General features: G+C 55.4%; 19 protein-coding genes. 9 read left to right on the top strand and 10 right to left on the bottom strand.

Going from position 1 to position 18,488, the window contains the following annotated elements; all coding sequences use genetic code 11:
* A complete protein-coding gene (sigE, locus tag B5G37_RS04980; protein ID WP_087254842.1) occupies positions 1-720 on the top strand; it encodes an RNA polymerase sporulation sigma factor SigE in 720 nt (239 codons plus the stop codon).
* 37 nt (positions 721-757) lie between these two features.
* On the opposite strand, the gene sigG is transcribed toward sigE, so the two are convergent.
* From sigG to B5G37_RS04930, 10 genes are all read right to left on the bottom strand, one after another.
* The gene (gene sigG, locus B5G37_RS04975; RefSeq protein WP_087254839.1) at positions 758-1,528 is read right to left on the bottom strand and encodes an RNA polymerase sporulation sigma factor SigG; all 771 of its coding nucleotides are present in this window, start codon (positions 1,526-1,528) and stop codon (positions 758-760) included.
* Between the two features lie 117 nt (positions 1,529-1,645).
* Entirely contained in the window at positions 1,646-1,876 is a 231-nt protein-coding gene (locus tag B5G37_RS04970) for a hypothetical protein (protein ID WP_087254836.1), read from the bottom strand.
* A gap of 3 nt (positions 1,877-1,879) precedes the next feature.
* Positions 1,880-3,340 (bottom strand): M56 family metallopeptidase, encoded by a 1,461-nt coding sequence (locus tag B5G37_RS04965; RefSeq protein ID WP_158099350.1) that lies wholly within the window; start codon positions 3,338-3,340, stop codon positions 1,880-1,882.
* A 2-nt stretch (positions 3,341-3,342) separates the two neighbouring features.
* The gene (locus B5G37_RS04960) at positions 3,343-3,708 is read right to left on the bottom strand and encodes a BlaI/MecI/CopY family transcriptional regulator (RefSeq protein ID WP_087254830.1); all 366 of its coding nucleotides are present in this window, start codon (positions 3,706-3,708) and stop codon (positions 3,343-3,345) included.
* Between the two features lie 128 nt (positions 3,709-3,836).
* Complete coding sequence (locus B5G37_RS04955) at positions 3,837-4,544, bottom strand: hypothetical protein (RefSeq protein WP_087254827.1); 708 nt, start codon at positions 4,542-4,544, stop codon at positions 3,837-3,839.
* Positions 4,545-4,789: 245 nt separating this feature from the next.
* A complete protein-coding gene (locus B5G37_RS04950; RefSeq protein ID WP_087254824.1) occupies positions 4,790-5,917 on the bottom strand; it encodes a DUF362 domain-containing protein in 1,128 nt (375 codons plus the stop codon).
* Positions 5,918-6,023: 106 nt separating this feature from the next.
* Positions 6,024-7,268 (bottom strand): ABC transporter permease, encoded by a 1,245-nt coding sequence (locus B5G37_RS04945; RefSeq protein WP_087254821.1) that lies wholly within the window; start codon positions 7,266-7,268, stop codon positions 6,024-6,026.
* Between the two features lie 14 nt (positions 7,269-7,282).
* A complete protein-coding gene (locus B5G37_RS04940; RefSeq protein ID WP_087254819.1) occupies positions 7,283-8,173 on the bottom strand; it encodes an ATP-binding cassette domain-containing protein in 891 nt (296 codons plus the stop codon).
* A 155-nt stretch (positions 8,174-8,328) separates the two neighbouring features.
* Positions 8,329-9,066, bottom strand: coding sequence for a DUF3169 family protein (locus B5G37_RS04935; protein WP_087254816.1), 738 nt, complete (start codon positions 9,064-9,066; stop codon positions 8,329-8,331).
* Complete coding sequence (locus B5G37_RS04930) at positions 9,063-9,275, bottom strand: helix-turn-helix transcriptional regulator (RefSeq protein WP_087254809.1); 213 nt, start codon at positions 9,273-9,275, stop codon at positions 9,063-9,065. The genes B5G37_RS04935 and B5G37_RS04930 overlap by 4 nt, the downstream gene beginning before the upstream one ends.
* 194 nt (positions 9,276-9,469) lie before the next feature.
* Here B5G37_RS04930 and B5G37_RS04925 point away from each other — a divergent pair, with 194 nt between their 5' ends.
* The 8 genes from B5G37_RS04925 to B5G37_RS04890 all read left to right on the top strand — a co-directional run bounded on the left by B5G37_RS04925 (position 9,470) and on the right by B5G37_RS04890 (position 18,342).
* Entirely contained in the window at positions 9,470-10,276 is an 807-nt protein-coding gene (locus B5G37_RS04925; RefSeq protein WP_158099349.1) for an HAD-IIA family hydrolase, read from the top strand.
* The gene (locus B5G37_RS04920) at positions 10,273-11,604 is read left to right on the top strand and encodes an MFS transporter (protein WP_087254802.1); all 1,332 of its coding nucleotides are present in this window, start codon (positions 10,273-10,275) and stop codon (positions 11,602-11,604) included. Before B5G37_RS04925 ends, B5G37_RS04920 begins: the two co-directional genes overlap by 4 nt.
* Before the next feature lie 3 nt (positions 11,605-11,607).
* On the top strand, positions 11,608-12,423 hold the full coding sequence (locus B5G37_RS04915) for a glycerophosphodiester phosphodiesterase family protein (RefSeq protein WP_087254799.1): 816 nt from the start codon (positions 11,608-11,610) through the stop codon (positions 12,421-12,423).
* Positions 12,424-12,840: 417 nt separating this feature from the next.
* Positions 12,841-13,983 (top strand): acyl-CoA dehydrogenase family protein, encoded by a 1,143-nt coding sequence (locus B5G37_RS04910; RefSeq protein WP_087254795.1) that lies wholly within the window; start codon positions 12,841-12,843, stop codon positions 13,981-13,983.
* A gap of 13 nt (positions 13,984-13,996) precedes the next feature.
* The gene (gene acrB / locus B5G37_RS04905) at positions 13,997-14,800 is read left to right on the top strand and encodes an acryloyl-CoA reductase electron transfer subunit gamma (RefSeq protein ID WP_087254792.1); all 804 of its coding nucleotides are present in this window, start codon (positions 13,997-13,999) and stop codon (positions 14,798-14,800) included.
* Between the two features lie 17 nt (positions 14,801-14,817).
* A complete protein-coding gene (gene acrA, locus B5G37_RS04900; RefSeq protein ID WP_087254789.1) occupies positions 14,818-15,912 on the top strand; it encodes an acryloyl-CoA reductase electron transfer subunit beta in 1,095 nt (364 codons plus the stop codon).
* A gap of 137 nt (positions 15,913-16,049) precedes the next feature.
* On the top strand, positions 16,050-17,324 hold the full coding sequence (locus B5G37_RS04895; RefSeq protein ID WP_087254785.1) for a Gfo/Idh/MocA family oxidoreductase: 1,275 nt from the start codon (positions 16,050-16,052) through the stop codon (positions 17,322-17,324).
* A gap of 136 nt (positions 17,325-17,460) precedes the next feature.
* Positions 17,461-18,342, top strand: a complete 882-nt coding sequence (locus tag B5G37_RS04890; protein ID WP_087254782.1) for a helix-turn-helix domain-containing protein — start codon at positions 17,461-17,463, stop codon at positions 18,340-18,342.
* Positions 18,343-18,488 lie beyond the last annotated feature (146 nt).

The following is an 18,488-nucleotide window of genomic DNA, read 5'->3' as shown; positions in this document are numbered from 1 at the left end:
ATGCGAGGACTGTGGTACATCAAGCTGTGCAGATTTCTCTCCCGACTGGGGCTTCACCTGCCGGGGAGCATCTTTTACATCGGGGGCAGTGACACACTGCCCGCCCCTCTGTCCAAAGAGGAGGAGCGGGAGTTGTTGCAACAGTGGGAGAAGGAGGGACCCCAGGCGTCCATTCGCTCCAAGCTCATTGAGCACAACCTCCGTCTGGTGGTATACATTGCCCGCCGATTCGAAAACAGCGGGGTAGGAATCGAAGATTTAATTTCCATCGGTACCATTGGTCTCATCAAGGCGGTGGAGACCTACAACCCAGGAAAAAATATCAAGCTGGCCACCTATGCCTCCCGGTGCATCGAAAATGAAATTCTCATGTATCTGCGCAAAAACGCCAACCGCAAGGGGGAGGTGTCCCTGGAGGAGCCGCTGAATACCGACTGGGACGGCAACGAGCTGCTTCTCTCTGATGTGCTGGGTACTGACAGCGACGTCATCGAAAAGCCGATGGAGGAGGATGTGGAGCGGGACCTCCTGTTCCAGGCTGTGAGCAAATTAAACCCCAGGGAGCGGTCTATCATCACCATGCGCTTTGGTCTCGACGGCAAGGCAGAGCGGACCCAGAAGGAGGTGGCTTCGTTGCTGGGAATCTCCCAGTCCTATATTTCCAGATTGGAAAAACGCATTATTGGGCGCTTGAAACAAGAAATTTTGAAGATGATGTAAGAATACACGCCGCAGGAAAACCCCACGGCGTGTGTCGTTAAAATTCCTTTCGGATTTGCTTGAGAGCATGTTTTTCCAGACGGGATACCTGGGCTTGGGAGATGCCGATTTCAGCGGATACTTCCATCTGGGTTTTGCCCTGGAAAAACCGCAGTTCCAAAATCTCCTGCTCCCGCTGGCCCAGCTTGGAAATGGCGTCACTGAGGGCGATGTGATCTAACCACGCCTCGTCGGTGTTTTTCCCGTCCCGCACCTGGTCCATGACGCACACAGCATCGCCGGAATCGGAATACACCGGTTCAAACAGGGAAATGGGGTCCATCACCGCATCCATGGCGGTGACGATGTCCTCCCGACGCAAATCCAGCACCTTGGCCAACTCGTCCAGGGTAGGTTCCCGCTGATGCTCGTTTTGAAAAGCCTCTTTGGCCTGCAATACCTTGTAGGCGGTGTCCCGCAGGGATCGAGAGACCCGGATGGTGCTGTTGTCCCGGAGAAATCGTCGGATCTCACCAATAATCATGGGTACTCCATAGGTGGAAAACTTCACGTCCAAGTCCACGTTGAAGTTGTCGATGGCCTTGATGAGACCGATGCACCCCACCTGGAACAGGTCGTCCATGTGTTCTCCACGGCCGGAAAACTTTTGAATCACCGATAGCACCAGACGTAGGTTTCCGGCAATCAGCTCCTCCCGGGCCGCCTGGTCTCCCTGTCGGGCTCGTTTCAACAGGGCGATGCTTTCTTCGCTTTTCAGCACCTTGAGTTTCGACGTGTTCACGCCGCATAAGTCCACCTTACCTTGCACAAAAGCCACCTCGTTTGGAAGATACTGTATTCAGTATTTCCAAGCAGGTGGCTTTCATGCAGCAGGGGAAGATGGGATATTTTTTATTGTTCGATGGGGTTCGATGGAATGTTTCATCTACGACATGGGAACTTCCTGGTCGTCGGATTGGAAGAGTACGCCGTAGGGTTCCTCTCCATAAGAGAAGGACATGGAGGATTGATACCGGTTTTGAAGCGTGGTGTTTTCAAAGTCGTTTTGAACGGTGCCGTGGCCCAGATACTCCAAGCGGCTGTTGTGGGCTACCTCATAGCCTTCCTCAAAATCTTTCGATACAGGGTAGACCACTCCGTCCCGGATGAAGGCCAACTTTCAAGGAAGCTCATTGCCATCTGTGTACTCCACCACCCCGTCCAGGTCATAGGCTCCATCGGAGGCAAAGACCCAGTCAGTGATGGTGTAACCGCTCTCCTCGATGCCCTGGGAAAAGGTCAGGAGCAGCTGCTGGTCGGTGAGTTCCTTTGTCAGCTGGGTGTTCTCTCGTTGATAGCACACCAGGCGGGTCTGTGTGCCCTGGGCATCCTGGACCAAGAAGGTGAGGGTGCCCAAATTGGAAATGCGGTCAAAGGCCGTCTCAGCACAGGACTGAAGGTTTTCCTGAGAGCTTTCTGTCTGCTGCAAGTACACCGTCATCCCATAGGGCTCCTGGGCGGTTTGCAGGGCAATGGAGTGGTAGGAATACTCTTTGGGGTAAGGCAACGTCTGCACCAGGGCAGACACACGGGGGGCATCTCCCACATAGAGGTTGGATAGCTCCTCTGGGGGCTGGCCGCTTAGGGAGGTGGGAGCCTGGGACGTGGTGAGAAATCCCACCGCCAACCCAGCGCAGGCCACCAGAGACACCAGCACAAACCAGAAGGTTGGCTTTTGGTAAGAGAGCACGTGCTGCACCCGGTCTTTCACCCCCACCTCGCCAAAGGCCAGGGGGTCGGCAAAGGGAAACCGGTTGGACACACTGCATGTGAGCAGAGCCTGGGAGTAGTCTGCACGCTGGGCGGGAGCCATGGAGCGGATCACCGCCTCGTCACAGGCCAGCTCCAAATCCCGGCACAGGTGAGCGTAGGCTACCCACAGCAGAGGTTGGAACCAGTACACGCATAACAAAAGGAATCCCAAGGCTTTCCACCAGGGGTCACCTCGCCGGATGTGGGTCTGTTCGTGGGCCAGCACATGGGGCAAGGTGGACACATCCATGTGGAAAGGGAGATAGATGGTGGGCCGCACCAGCCCCAGTACAAAGGGGGTGGAAATCTGGTCGCTTTGGCGAATGTTATCCCGCAACACCACGGAAGTGGCCATTTTGCGGCGAAGCCGCCAGTCGCTGATGCCGGCATATCCCGCCAAGAGTACCACGCCACACGCCCAGACCATAGCCAGTACCGGCACCACTGTGTTTTCCACCGTGGCGGGTTCACTGCGCTGATCGGGAGCGGTGACCACATAATACCCATCTTCTCCGGCGTGAATGGGAGTGCGTCCGGCGGACACGGCGGCGTCATAAAGTTCCGAGTCGTCATGGATGATCTCCACATCACCCACATAGTCATCCAGCCAATCCTCCATGGCTGCAGTACCTGGTGTGGAGGTTGCAGGTAGGGAGAAAGGCAATTCCAAGGGGGCGGGGATCATCAGACGCAGTGCCACCACCGCCCACAGCAGCAGGAGGGTCCATTTGGGGGCCTTGTGAAGGATGAGACGCAGACATACCACCAGCAGCACCAGCCACCCGGCAGACAAACTGGTGTGCAGGCAGATTAGGAAGAGTTTGGACACAGTCACCCCTCCTTTCGGAAGCGGTCGATCATCTCTTGTACCTCGTCAATCTCCCTCTGATTGAGCTTCTGATGTTTGGTAAAGGCGGCAATGAAGGCGGGGAGAGAGCCCTCAAAGGTGCGTTCCACCAGCTCGTCAATTTGAGCGGCTTGAACCTCCTCCTTGCTGACCAGAGTGGTCACCACGCTGTTCTCGTTTTTCACCACCCCGCGTTGGGACAGGCGCTTGATGACGGTGTAGGTGGTGGTGGGCTTCCAGCCCAGTTGTTGGCTACACAGCTTTACCAGTTCGCCGCTGCGAATGGGCTCGTTTTCCCACAAGATCAGGCAAAAGCGATACTCGCTTTCAAAAACCTTGGGTGTCTCCATGGTATCACATCCTCTCTACTCTAATAGAGTCCATGTATAGTCTAACTGATTAGAGACGCTATGTCAAGGGTAATTAAAAAAGCCGTGCAGGAGATTCAAGATCTCTGCACGGCCTGTGGAAAGAGTATTTACTTGGAAGTGGTTTTGGCTGCGTCGCCAAAGCAAATCTTGCGAATGGGGGGGAGGACCACCTTCTGCACGGGGCCCATGACGGTGCCCACGCCCACGGCGCTGACAATGGTACCCACAAACACCAGACTGGTGGGGTAACCGGTGATGCCCAGGTTGGTCTGGATGGTGCCCATGAAGATCAGGGAGAGCACCAAAGCGATCAGGACGGTGGTGGTATCCACCACCACTTTGACCTGGCGGAAGGTCTTGGTTTTCACCTTTTGGGTGATGGCCAGGGTCATGCCCTCCATGGGCATATTGATGAGGTCGGTGGCCACATAGGCGGACACGCCGATGGCGATAAAGACCAGGCTGAAGAGCATCATCACCGCGCGTCCGGCGATGGTGGGTAGGCAAAAGCCCTGGAAGAGAGCGTCAGTGAAATCCACGAAGAAGCCGAAGATGGTGGAGAAAATCAGCTGGGTCAGGTTGATCAGGCGGAATTCCCGACGCAGTATGACGATTTGTGCCACAATGAACAAGGAGAAGATGATGATGACGCAGTTGCCCATTTCAATGTTGGTGATGGCGCTGAGCACGGCAGGGATAGAGTTCACCGGGGACATACCCAAATTGGAGTTGGCGGCAAAGGTGACTCCGATGGCCATGACAAACAGGCCCAACACATAGAACAGCACTCGGAAACAAAACTTCTTGACATCCATATTACTTCCCATTCTCCTTCTCTCATATCATGTTATTTCGTTATTTAAAAACATTGGGGAGTGAATCTCCCCAATGTTTTTAAATAACCACGTGAATCCTTGTATTTTTATTATACAGCGGAACACACGGCTGGTCAATATATAATTTATATTATGCAAGAAATAACGAGCATAACATGAAAGAGAAAACCTGTGCAATATGCAAAAAAGGACCTGCCTTTGGGAAGGCAGGTCCTTTTTCAAGGTTACTTCAGAAACACCAGCTCATAGCTGCGGGTACCGATGCCGATCTTCTCAGCGTGCTCCAGACAGGTCTTATATTCCGAATCCGGGGTGCTGTTTTCGAAGTGATCGTGGTGGTCGCAGAAGTCCGGCTTGGCCATGTTGTCGCTGAGTTGGCTGTTGGGCAGGGGGTCGCAGGCCAGGCAAGCATCCACACAGGCCTGATCCAGAGCCAGGGGATCGAAGGAGGCGAACATGCCGATGTTGGGGAGGATGGGGGCGTCGTTTTCGGCGTGGCAGTCGCAGTTGGGGCTGACGTCCACGATGAGGGAGATGTGGAAGTTGGGACGGCCATCCACCACCGCCTTGGCGTACTCGGCCATGCGGCAGTTCAGGTCCTTCACAGCGGCCCAGCTGGAGAAGTCGATGGCGTCGAAGTTGCAGGCGCCGATGCAGCGGCCACAGCCTACGCAGTTTTCTTTGACAATGTGCATCTTCCGGGTGGTCTCATCAAAGGCCAGACCTTGGTTGGCGCACTCCTTCATGCAGGACTTGCAGCCCACACATTTATCCTGGTGGACGGAGGGCTGACCATTGTGGTGCTGCTCTTTCTTACCGGCCCGGGAGCCGCAGCCCATGCCGATGTTCTTGATGGCGCCGCCAAAGCCCGCCATTTCGTGACCCTTGAAGTGGTTCAGGGAGATAAATACGTCGGCATCCATAATGGCTCGGCCGATTTTGGCGTTCTGGACATACTCGCCGTTGACGGGGACCTCCACGTCGTCGGTACCCTTCAGGCCGTCACCAATGAGAATGGGGCAGCCCACAGTCATGGGGGTAAAGCCGTTTTCCCAGGCGCAGTACAGGTGCTCCAGGGCGTTTTTCCGGCTGCCCACATAGAGGGTGTTGCAGTCAGTGAGGAAGGGCTTGCCGCCCAGTTCTTTCACCACATCGGCCACGGCCTTGGCGTAGTTGGGGCGGAGGAAGCCCAGATTACCCAGCTCGCCAAAGTGCATCTTAATGGCCACAAACTTGTTTTCCATGTCCATGTCACCAATTCCTGCGGCGCGGATGAGACGCTTCAATTTGGTGGGGAGACCCTCGCCCAGCTTGGTGCGGAAATCGGTGTAATATACTTTTGCTTTTTCCATACCTCATTGCTCCTTGTTTCGTCATATGGGTGGGTAGAAATCGGTAGTTACAGTATACCTTTTCCTCGAGAATTTGGCAACGAAAAAGCGTCTGGACTGGGAAAAGTTAGGCTTGCCAAACTGCCTTGAGGATGGCGCCCAGCTTGGGCGGGGTACCGTAGAGCAGCACGCCCACCCGGTAGATTTTGGCCGACAGCACTCCGATGCCCACCACGGACACCGCCAACAGGCCGATGGACAAGGCGATCTGGTACGCCGGTACCGTGGACATGGCGATGCGGGCAAACATGGCGATGGGGGAGGTGAAGGGAATGAAAGAACACACCAGCATGGCCACGTTGTCCACCGAGCCGCTGGCCAGACCGAACATGACCACACAGAAGGCCACCACAAAGAGCATGGTCAGAGGCATCACCGAGGTGTTGATGTCCTCCAGCTTGGTGGCGGTGGAACCGATGGCGCCGTAGAGGAAGGCGTAGAGAAGGAAGCCCAGCACAAAGAACACCAGCATATACACCAGCAGGGAGAGGGGCATATCAAACAGGGAGGTCATCATGGTATTTCCATCCCAGGTGTCCTGGTTGAGCTGATAAAACAGCAGAGCGGAGCCGAAAATCACCGCCAGCTGTACAAACCCGGCGATGCAGGAGGCCAGCACCTTGCCGAACATCATGTTTACCGGGGTGGCGCTGGTGATGAGCAGTTCCATGGCCCGGGAGCTCTTTTCCGTGGCCACGTGGGAGGCTACCATCTGCCCATAGAGCATGATGACCATGTATAGGGCCATAATCATGATGTAGGTGTACCAATAGTTTTGGGCCTGATCCACCCCCAAAAGCTCCTCATGGACGTCAATTTGGAGGGAGAGGATCTCGCTGGCCTGTTCCATGGTCAATCCCTGTTGGGCCATGGCCTCCACCTGTGCCAGCCCCACCAAGACTTGATTGGCCATCTGAGTCGTCTGATCGTAGAGGGAGCGGTTGTACATGTAGTAGGTGTAGGAGGTCAGGGAGTCAAAGACAAAGGCGCATTTGGCCTCTTGGCTGGAGACCTGGGCTTTGATTTGCTCTACACTCTCCTGGGTTTGGGTGATGGTGTCGTCGGGGAAGGCGGCGGCAAAGGCCTGGACGATGCCCTCTCCCATCTTCTGGGAGGGGGCGGAAATCAAAATCACCGACTTTTCTTCGCTGCCCTCCTCGTTGCCGCCCAAGGAACCGAAAAAGCCGATCAAATTGGGTAGAAACATCACGACGGCCAACACCGCCACAATAAACACGGTGGTGCCCACAAAAATCTTGTTTTTGAAGTAATTTTTCAGCTCAAAGCTGAGAATGGTTCGAAATTGTTTCATGATCTTCTCTCCCTTCACACGTGGTCCCCGGCGTACTCCACGAAGATATCGTTGAGGGACGGCTCGTAGACCTGCACCCGGTCAATGTCGTAGTGGGACACCAGGTTTTCCATGACCGCTTGCTTTTGGTCGGGGCTGTCCAAGTGGAGCAGAAGCTCTCCAGGCTGAACCAACTTGCAGCGAGTCCCCAGTTGGGAGAGGATCTCCCGGTATTGGGGGCTGTGGATGGTGAGGCGATCCCGAGGATAGCTGCGCTTGATTTGCTCCAAGTTGCCGGAAATGGCGATTTTGCCCTGGTTGAGGATGGCAATGTTCTGGCAGAACTCCTCAATGTAGTTCATCTGATGAGAGGAGAAGAGGACGATTTTACCCTTCTGAATCTGCTCTTTCACCACGTCTTTCAAAAGTCCTGCGTTCACCGGATCCAAGCCGGAGAAGGGCTCATCCAGGACGATGATATCCGGGTTGTGGGCCAGGGCGGTGATGAGCTGGATTTTCTGCTGGTTGCCCTTGGACAGGGTGTCCAGCCGCTTGGTTTCGTGCTCCTCCATACCCAGACGCTCCAACCAGCGGCGGACCGCTGTGGTGGCATCCCGACGTGTCATCCCTTTGAGCTGAGCAAAATATACCAGCTGTTGCCCGATGGGCTTTTTAGGGTACAGGCCTCGCTCCTCGGGGAGATAGCCCAGGGATACCTTACGGTAGTCGATGGGCTTACCATCCAGGAGAATTTCCCCGCTGTTGGGGGGGAACACATCCATAAGGATGCGGATGGTGGTGGTTTTGCCTGCGCCGTTGCGGCCCAGCAGTCCGAAAGCTTGACCGCCCTCGGCGGTGAGGGTGATGCCCTGGAGCACTTGCTTGGCTCCAAAGCTCTTTTCAATGTTGCGTAGTTCCAATGTCATCACGATTCACCTTCCTGTTTTTGAGTAGAATTGGTCTGTCGGTTGCGTCAGCATTGATAGCCCAGATTACAGCAAAAATTCCATAGAGAAACAGGGCGGAATCTTTGGGGGGCTTTTTCATAAAACCATCTCCTTGTATGTTCATGGATGGAAACTTATTTTCTGGCTTTGTCCATTTGAAGGGATGTGTAGTTGTACACAAACTGCTGTACCAGCCAGAGCCCTCCCACCAACAGGCTATATGTGGGGGCGATGAGGTCAATGGTGGACAGAACAGCCAGAACAGCCATGACAATGGGGAAAATCAGGGTCATTACTTTGAACGTTTGGTAGCTGCATTGACCGATTTGCTGCCGCTCTGCCTCATCACAACTCTGGTACCAGTCGTGCTGGAATTTGAAGTCAAAGATGTTACCTCGTTTTTCCGGGAGCAGTTGCTTGGTGGCGGAAATAGTCCGGGCTTGTATGGCCTTAATCCACACCAGTTGTATCACCAAAAGCACGATGGAGCAGCCGATGCCCCAGGACGAGGTATAACTCAGCGCCATGGCGATCAATGTGAAAACCATGGCCAGATTGGATAGAAACACGGCCCACCCCAACGTCAGATTGGCCTGAGGAAATATATCGTCGTCCTCCATAGCTTGGGGGAGCAGCCGTCTGCCTCGCAGGTAACACCAAGTGGCTGCAGCCAGCAGCAAAAAACTGGGGGCAAACCACCAGGGACCCAAGGAAGCCAGCAGTTGGTTGATCCGTTGACTGAGATTATGTATGGAAAGTTCGTTGGATGCGGTGGTGTAACCGAAGATACCTCCCGCGAGAGCGCAGAGGATAAGAACGGCTGCAAAGGTGAGGTAAATACGAGCGGGAGATTTTTTCTTGGCTTCTTTCATGGTAACTCCTCCTCAACGAGATAGAAGACTTCTTCCACCGGGCGGTGGAAGACCTGGGCGATGCGAAGGGCCAGGGTGACGGAAGGATTATAATCTCCCCGTTCGATGAGGCTGATGGTCTGCCGGGAGGTTCCCACCAGAGTGCCCAGCTCTTGCTGGTTGAGACCCTGAGCGGCCCGAAACTCTTTCAGGCGGTTTTGCAGCGGCATAAGCACCCCTCCTTGACAAGGATTCTTTGCGTTATGACAAGTATATTTGTCACGTACATCATAACAATGACAAGGATTGTTGTCAATAGGCAGAGGTAAAGAAACCATAAAATTTTTCGCTACCGCCCCACAGGGGTAGATTTTCTTGTCCGCTTCGGTATAATGGAGGGGAGACTGGAGACGGAGGTATGTGTGTGGGAAATTTGAGAGAGAAAAAACTGTTTTTGCTGGATATGGATGGGACCATCTATCTGGATCAGTCCTTGTTTCCGGATACGCTTCCATTTTTGCGTCAAATTCGGGCGCAGGGGGGACGGTATCTGTTTTTGACCAACAACTCCTCCCGTTCCACCCAGGCCTATGTGGACAAGCTGCGGGGGATGGGAGTGGAAGCGGAGGAAGAGGATTTTCTCACCTCCACCACCGCCCTCATTCAGGAGCTGAAAGGTCGGGAGCCCTATCATCTGTGCTACGCCTTTGGCACGGAGAGTTTCCGCACCCAGCTGCGTGGTGCGGGCATTCCGGTGACGGACCATCTGGAGGATGAAGTGGACTGCCTGCTCATAGCTTTTGATACGGAACTGACCTTTCAGAAGTTGGAGGACGCCTGTATTTTGCTGGGGCGAGGGGTGGACTATTTGGCCACCAATCCCGACTGGGTGTGTCCCACTTGGTATGGCTCGGTACCCGACTGCGGCAGCGTGTGCGAAATGCTGTTCCGGGCCACGGGGCGCAGACCCCAGGTGATTGGCAAGCCCCAGCCTGCCATGGCCCGTCTGGCCATGGAGTGGGTGGGAGCCGCACCGGAGGAGACGGTGATGGTGGGTGACCGGCTGTATACCGACATTGCCAGCGGAGTAGCAGCGGGCATCGACACGGTGTTTGTTCTTTCAGGGGAGGGAACCCGGGCAGACCTGGAAGATAGCCCGGTGCAGCCCACCCGGATGATGGACGGAATTGGAGAGATGTTGCGGGAAATGGAGAGAGGAGTGGACGAATGAAACTCAATTATAAGCGTACCATCTTAGTGGGATTGGCGTTTTTGTCCATCTGTGCTTTCTGGCAGATGTACGACAATGTGATGACCCTGATTTTGACGGGCACCTTCCACCTCAATGAATCCCTGGCTGGCGCTATTATGGCGGCAGACAACATTCTGGCTCTGTTTTTGCTTCCTCTGTTTGGCGCGTTGTCCGACCGCACCAACACCAAGCTGGGGCGACGGATGCCCTTTATTTTGGGCGGCACCGCCGGAGCGGTGATTTTGATGAACCTGCTGCCCATGTTGGACAACGGGTATGCGGCTTCTCCGTCGGTGTTTGAGCTGGCCAGCTTTGTCATCGTTTTGGGGCTGCTGCTGGTATCCATGGGCACCTACCGCTCTCCCGCGGTGGCGCTGATGCCAGACGTGACCCCCAAGCCTCTGCGCAGCAAGGGCAACGCCATCATCAATCTGATGGGTGCTGTGGGCGGTGTATTGTATTTGGCGGTGGCGGCGGTGCTGTACCCCACGTCCAAGACGGAAGGGCTGGAGCACATCAACTACCAGCCCCTGTTCCTGGTGGTCTCCCTCATCATGCTGGTGTCGGTGGTGGTGCTCTTTGTCACCACCCGAGAGCCGGAGTTGGCCCGGAAAAACCAGGAGTTGGAGCGGGAACACCCGGAGTGGAACCTGGCCGAGGACGATGGAGCGGGCCATGAAGTGCTGCCTGCCCCCGTCAAGCGCAGCCTGGGCTTTTTGCTTACCTCCATTGCCCTGTGGTTCATTGGCTACAATGGTGTGACCACATGGTTTACCAAGTACGTGGCTGAGGTGATGGGGGAGGGCCTGGGTGGCGCGTCCACCTGTCTGCTGGTGGCCACAGCGGGTGCCATTGTCTCCTACATTCCCATTGGTATGGTGGCCAGCCGCATTGGACGAAAGAAGACCATTCTGTGCGGCGTGGTGCTGCTGGCCGCATGCTTTATGATGGGCTTTGTACTCACCACTGTGTACTCTTCCATTCAGCCCATCATGTATGTGGTGTTCGCTCTGGTGGGCCTTGCCTGGGCGGCCATCAATGTTAACTCCCTGCCCATGGTGGTGGAGATGTGCCGGGGCAGCGATGTGGGCAAATTTACCGGATACTATTACACCTTTTCCATGGCGGCCCAGGTGGTCACCCCAATTTTGGCGGGTACGCTGATGCGAGTGATCGACTACCGGGTGCTGTTCCCCTATGCGGCCTTGTTTGTGGCCCTGTCCTTTGTGACCATGCTGGGGGTACACCATGGCGATACAAAAGTAGAGGCCAAGAAGGGCCTGGATGCCTTTGAGGAGATGGATTAAGAGATGATCGGTTGGATTTTATTGGGCGTGGTGGCGGCTGTGGTGCTGCTGTGGATTGTGGCAGTGCGCTGCCGCCACGGGCACCCGGCTTGGGAGGAACTGCGCCGTTATCGTTACGCCCACCGGGGGCTGCATGATAAGAAAAACGGGATTCCCGAGAACTCCCTGGCGGCTTTCCGTCGGGCGGCAGAGCAGGGGTATGGGGCGGAATTGGATGTACATCTGACAGCGGACGGAAAGTTGGTGGTCATTCATGACGATTCCCTGTTGCGTACTGCTGGCGTGGATGTGAAGGCGTCTTCGCTGACGGCTCAGCAGCTTTCGGGATACCGCCTGGAGGGCACAGAGGAGAAAATCCCCCTTCTGGAGGAAGTGCTTCCTATCTTTGAAGGGAAAGGCCCGCTGATCGTGGAGCTGAAAGTGGAGGGCAATGCCGATCAGTTGGCCCAGGCCACCTGTGGCATGCTGGATCGGTATCAGGTCAAGTACTGCATCGAATCCTTCCATCCCAAGGCCCTGATGTGGCTCAAACGCCACCGTCCGGAGATTTGCCGAGGACAGCTGAGCCAGAATTTTCTAAAAGACCGCAGTGGATTGCCCTGGTTGGCCGCAGCGGTGATGACCAATGTGTGGACCAACCTGGTCACTTGCCCGGACTTTGTGGCGTACCATTGGAAAGATCGAGGGAGGCTTTCCCTGTGGTTGGCTACCAAGCTGTGGCGAGGGCAGGAAGTGAGCTGGACGATCCGCAATGAAGAATCTATGCATCAGGTGGAACAGCATGGGTGTCTGTCCATCTTTGAACAATTTATTCCCTGAGAAAAAACCGTTCATCCGGAGAGGATGAACGGTTTTTTTATGGCATGAATCGGTAGGGGAGGGTGTATGTCAGCTTGTGCAGGATGAACAAGAAAGATCAAAAATGACATGGGTTTAGAGCTTGTATTTTGCATAATATACGAAAGTGAAAAATCTTGCAAAAACATGGGCGAAGGCTCTTGCAATTTTCTCCTCCTTGTGACACAATTAACAAGCACATTCGTTGTTATGTACATTTATATTCTGTTATGTATATTCTAACGTGTGTATAAAGAACAAAAACACGTTATATACAATGTACAAACTGGTAAGACAGGTTATCTAATATATTGTGCATTGCAACGGAACATGACCAGCGTCAAATCATGAAAAACCATATGTAACCGTGCAGATTAAGATGATTGAGGAGGAAATGCAATGATTCTTTCGGAGAAGCATCAAATGATGCGGAAGCTGTATCGGCAGTTTGCGCAGACCGAGTTCACGGATGAACTGTTGGATCGCCTGGAAGAGACGGGGGAGTTTGACTGGGACATCCACAAGCTGATGGCCAAGTATGGCTTCATGGGTGTCAAGATTCCCGTGGAGTACGGCGGACAGGGTGGTGACTCCCTGGCCTATGCCCTGATGATCGAGGAGTTTGCACGGGTGTCTCCTGTGCTCTCCATCTATGCCAATACGTCCAACTCTCTGGGCGCTGGCCCTCTGCTGTTCTGCGGCACTGAGGAGCAGAAGCGCAAGTACGTCGAGCCTGTGGCCAAGGGAGAGAAGATCCTGGTCTTCGCTCTGACCGAGCCCGGCGCTGGCACCGATGCCGGTGGTACCCTCACCACTGCTGTGGCCGATGGGGACTACTTTGTGCTCAATGGCCGTAAGACCTTCATTTCCGGCGCTCCCATGGCCGACTACGCCGTGGTGTACGCCAAGACCGATCCCACCCAGCGTGGTTCCCGTGGCATTTCCATGTTCATCGTGGACATGAAGCTGCCCGGCGTGTCCTGCGGCAAGCCCGAGGCCAAGATGGGCATTAAGGGCTATCCCACCAGCGATCTGATTTTGGAGAACGTGCGAGTGCACAAGAGCGACCTGCTGGGCCCCTTGCACAAGGGCTTCGCCACCGCCATGAAGACTCTGGACGGCGGCCGTCTGGGCATGGCTGCTCAAGCCGTGGGCATTGCCCAGGGCTGTCTGGATGAGGCCATCAAGTACGCCAAGGAGCGCAAGCAGTTTGGCAAGCCCATCGCTTCCTTCCAGGGCATCAGCTTCATGATCGCCGACATGGCCACTGAGATTGAGGCTGCCCGTCAGCTGGTGTACTCCACCGCCGTACGTAAGGATGCCGGTGACCCCGAGGCTTCCAAGCTGTGCGCCATGTCCAAGCTGTTTGCCGGTGAGATGTGCAACCGTGTGGCCTACAAGGCGGTGCAGATCCACGGCGGTTACGGCTACATCAAGGAGTACAAGGTGGAGCGGTTCTACCGCGATGCCCGTATCACCACCATCTACGAGGGTACCTCTCAGGTGCAGCAGATGGTGATTTCCGGCAACCTGTTGAAGTAAGGAGGAGAAACCCATGAAGTTTATTGTCTGTGTCAAGCAAGTGCCGGATACCTCCGGCAAGGTGGCCGTGAAGGCCGACGGCACCATGGACCGAGCTTCCATGGCTGCCATCACCAACCCCGATGACCTGAACGCTGTGGAGGCCGCTCTGGCCCTGAAGGATCAGAATCCCGACGCCAAGGTGGTTCTGGTGTCCATGGGTCCTCCCCCCGCCGCTGCCATGCTGCGTGAACTGCTGGCCATGGGCTGCGACGAGGCCATCCTGGTCTCCGGCCGTGAGTTCGGCGGTTCCGATACCTTCGCCACTTCTCAGATCCTGGCCGGTGCTATCCACCACCTGGGTCTGGAGCAGGACGACATCATCTTCTGTGGCCGTCAGGCCATCGACGGCGACACCGCTCAGGTGGGTCCCCAGATTGCTGAGAAGCTGGACATCCCCCAGATCTCCTATGTGGCTGACCTGAAGCTGGAGGGTACCACTGTCACCGCCAAGCGCATGCTGGAGGACGGCTACATGACCGTTCAGACCCAGACTCCCTGCTTGGTGACCTGCATCAAGGAGCTCAACCAGCCCCGCTACATGACCGTCAAGGGCATCCTGGAGTGCGATCAGAAGCCCTATCAGGTGTATGATTTCAACACCCTGAAGGACGAGCCTCTCATCGAGCTGGACACCATCGGTCTGAAGGGCTCTCCCACCAACGTGTACAAGTCTTTCTCTCCCCCCATCAAGGGTGCCGGCGTGATGCTGGAGGGCAGCGGCCGTGAGACCGTGGAGAAGCTGTTTGCCACCCTGGAAGAGAAGCACATCATTTAAGGAAGGAGAGCGAAACTATGTCTACTTTTGTCAATACCGATCCCAGCGCCTTCCATGGTGTGTGGGTGTTCTGTGAGCAGCGCGGTGGCGAGCTGATGCCCACCGACTTTGAGCTGCTCTCTGAGGGCCGCAAGCTGGCCGACGATCTGGGCGTGGAGCTGTGCGGCGTGCTGCTGGGCGACAACGTGGAGGGCCTGGTGCCCCAGCTGGGCGGCTACGGTGCCGACCGCGTGTACGTCTGCCAGGACCCCGCTTTGAAGGATTACACCACCGATGCCTACACCAAGGTCATCTGTGACATCGTCATGGACAAGAAGCCCGAGATCTTCCTCATCGGCGCCACCAACATTGGCCGTGACCTGGGTCCCCGCTGTGCCGCCCGTCTGCACACCGGCCTGACTGCCGACTGCACCAGCCTGGTGGTGGATACCGCTAAGTACAAGGAGTTCCTCAAGTCCACCTCCACCTTGGACGTGGACGGCATGAAGTGGGACATGGAGGACAAGGGCCTGAAGATGACCCGTCCCGCCTTTTGCGGCCACCTGATGGCCACCATCATCTGCCCCCGCTTCCGTCCCCAGATGTCCACCGTGCGTCCCGGCGTGATGAAGTGCGCTGAGTTTGACCAGGCCAAGGCCGATGCTTGCAAGACCGAGCTGTATCCCGTGTCTCTGTGCGACAGCGATCTGCGCACCAAGGTACTGGAAGTGGTCAAGGAGGCCAAGGACACTGTGGACCTCATCGGCGCTGAGGTGATCGTGGCCGTGGGCTACGGCATCAGCAAGGACCCCCAGGTGGGCCTGGATCTGGCTCAGAAGATGGCCGATGCCCTGGGCGGTGTGGTTGGCGCTTCCCGTGCCGCTGTGGACGCTGGCTGGGTGGGAGCCGACCAGCAGGTGGGACAGACCGGCAAGACCGTGCGTCCTAGTCTGTACATTGCTCTGGGTATCTCCGGTGCCATCCAGCACAAGGCTGGCATGGAGGACTCCGAGTGCATCATCGCCGTCAACTCCAACAGCTCTGCCCCCATTTTTGAGGTGGCCGACTACGGCATCTGCGGCGACCTGTTCCAGGTTGTGCCTGAAATGATCGACGTGCTGACCAACAAGTGATTTTGCGAACTCCCCGGTTGCGTTGCAACCGGGGAGTTTTTATGTGCGGACCGTCGTATTGACCCACGGACGGTAGCGTGCTAAACTGTATGGATGAAAATCTTGGTATGGATACCATCAGCGCAAGGGGGATATACATGAAACAACCCATGACATTTGCAGTGTGCGGATTTGGCAACCGAGGGATGGAGGCCTATTCCGCCTATGCGCAGACTTGTCCGGATCAAATGAAGTTGGTTGCCGTGGCGGATTTGCTGCCTGAGCGGCGACAGGCGGCGGTGGAAACCTTTGGGGTGGCACCCGAGCGGGTGTTTGACAGTGCAGAGAAACTGTTCCAGGCTGGCAAGCTGGCCGATGTCTTGATTATTTCCACCCAAGACCGGGACCACGTACCCCAGGCGTTGCAGGCGCTGGAGTTGGGATACGACCTGATCTTGGAAAAGCCCATTTCACCCAACTGGGATGAGTGCATTGCCCTGCGGGACAAGGCGGTGGAAACCGGACGCCATGTGGTGGTGTGCCATGTGCTGCGGTATACGCCCTTTTACAGCACCTTGAAGCAGATGCTCACCGACGGGGCCATCGGAAAGCTCCAGACCATCGATGCGGTGGAGCATGTGGCTTATTGGCACCAGGCCCACAGCTTTGTGCGTGGAAATTGGCGCAGCAGCGAGGAGACCAGCCCCATGATTTTGGCCAAGAGCTGCCATGACATGGACATTTTGCGCTGGCTGGCCGACGCTCCTTGTCGTGCCTTGTCCAGCTTTGGACATTTGAGTGAATTTAAGCCGGAAAACGCCCCGAAGGGAGCCCCTTTGCGCTGCTTGGATGGATGCCCCCATAAAGATAACTGTCCCTATGACGCAGAGTACATTTACCTGGACCACGAGACCACAGGTTTTCGCAAGGATGCCCACGATTGGCCGGTGACGGTTCTGTGCAACGGTACCGCCACGGAAGAGGGGATTTACCAGGCGTTGAAAACAGGCCCCTACGGCCGGTGTGTCTACCACTGTGACAACGATGTGGTGGATCACCAGGTGGTGGCCATGGAGTTTGAAAACGACGTCACAGCTACCTTTACTATGACGGCCTTTACTCGGGAAAATCGCCGCACCATCCGCCTAATGGGCACTTTGGGCGAGATCGAGGCGGACATGCTCCGCCGCGAGATCGTGTATCGTCCCTTTGGCAAGCCGGTGGAACACATCGACTGCCGCAGCGTGAAAGCAAACGGTGGCCACGGTGGCGGAGATGGTGGCCTGATGCAGGCAGCCTTTGCACTGTTCTCCGGCCAGACGGGGGAGGCCTTGACGGATATTGCTGCTTCGGTGGATAGCCACTTGATGGCTTTGGCCGCAGAGGAGTCCAGAACCCATGGTGGAAAAACTGTGGTGCTGCACCGGGATTAACATACAAGGAAAGAGGAAGGGCACGCAAAAAGGCGTGCCTTTCTTCTTCATGCCGCCAAATCCCCCATGTTAAAAGCCGTTGCTTTACTTGTTGGGTTGGATTTTCTACAATTTGGGCAAGGAAGGTGATGCTGCTATGTTAGGCGATAACATCAAAAAATACCGGAAAGAGAAGGGGTACACCCAAGAACAACTGGCTTCCATGCTCCACGTGGTCCGTCAGACCTTATCTAAATGGGAAAACAATGTCTCAGTACCGGACGCTGAGGTTCTCATTGGGATTTCCAAGGTGCTGGGTGTGCCGGTAAGTACCTTGCTGGACATTGCACCGGAGGAGGAGTATGTGGATTTGGCGGAGGAACTGGCCCGTGTCAATGAAGAGTTGGCCCAGCGCAACCAACAGCTGCAAAAAAATGAACTGGCGGGGAAAAAGAGGGGCCAAATCCTGGCTGCATCCTTTGCTGCCCTAATGGTCATGATTCTGGTACGCAATGCTGTGGTGTCGTTGCTCTTGGTGGGCGTTTGCATGGGTGTAGCGTTGCTGATTTTATACCGGAATCTTTCTTTGTTTTCGCAAAGTACTGTTTCCGCCTCCCAGATGAAGGCATTGAAAGTGGTGACCATTTTCGACGCTGCTCTTTTGGTGGTGTTGGTGGTGAGTTGCGGTTTCATACAGGCGGGGGTATTCACGCTGACCGAGCGACAGGAGAGCTGGCTGGCAGTGGGTATTGTGGCCTGTTTGCTGCTCTTTTTTGGTGCGCTATCGCCCCGGTTGCCCTATCAGAAGCATACTGGGCTGCGTCTGCCCTGGACAGTGAGCGATGAGGAGACGTGGAATCTGGCCCATAAAATCATCGGTGTGATTGCGTTGCCCATTACGCTGCTATATTTGGCGGCGGTCTGGACATTTCCGGACGTTGAGAGCATTGGAAAGGCATCTGCTGGCGCCGTGTTGCTGTACATCGGCATACCGGGGATCATGTCGCTGGTGTTCTATTGGAAAAAATATCATCCGTAATGTGGGAAAAGGGGCGGACACGATATCTGATATGCTCCCTCTATGAGAGACAGTGAAATAAAACACTGTCAATCATGGAGGGAGCATTGTCATGCCAAGGAAGCAAAAGTTAGGTGTAGAAGAAAAGATCAAGATTATACGAGATT

The organism is Pseudoflavonifractor sp. An85 (assembly GCF_002161235.1).
Taxonomy (GTDB): Bacteria; Bacillota; Clostridia; order Oscillospirales; family Oscillospiraceae; genus Enterenecus.
Note: the sequence above shows the minus strand (reverse complement) of the source record. Positions and strands in the feature narration are given on the sequence as shown.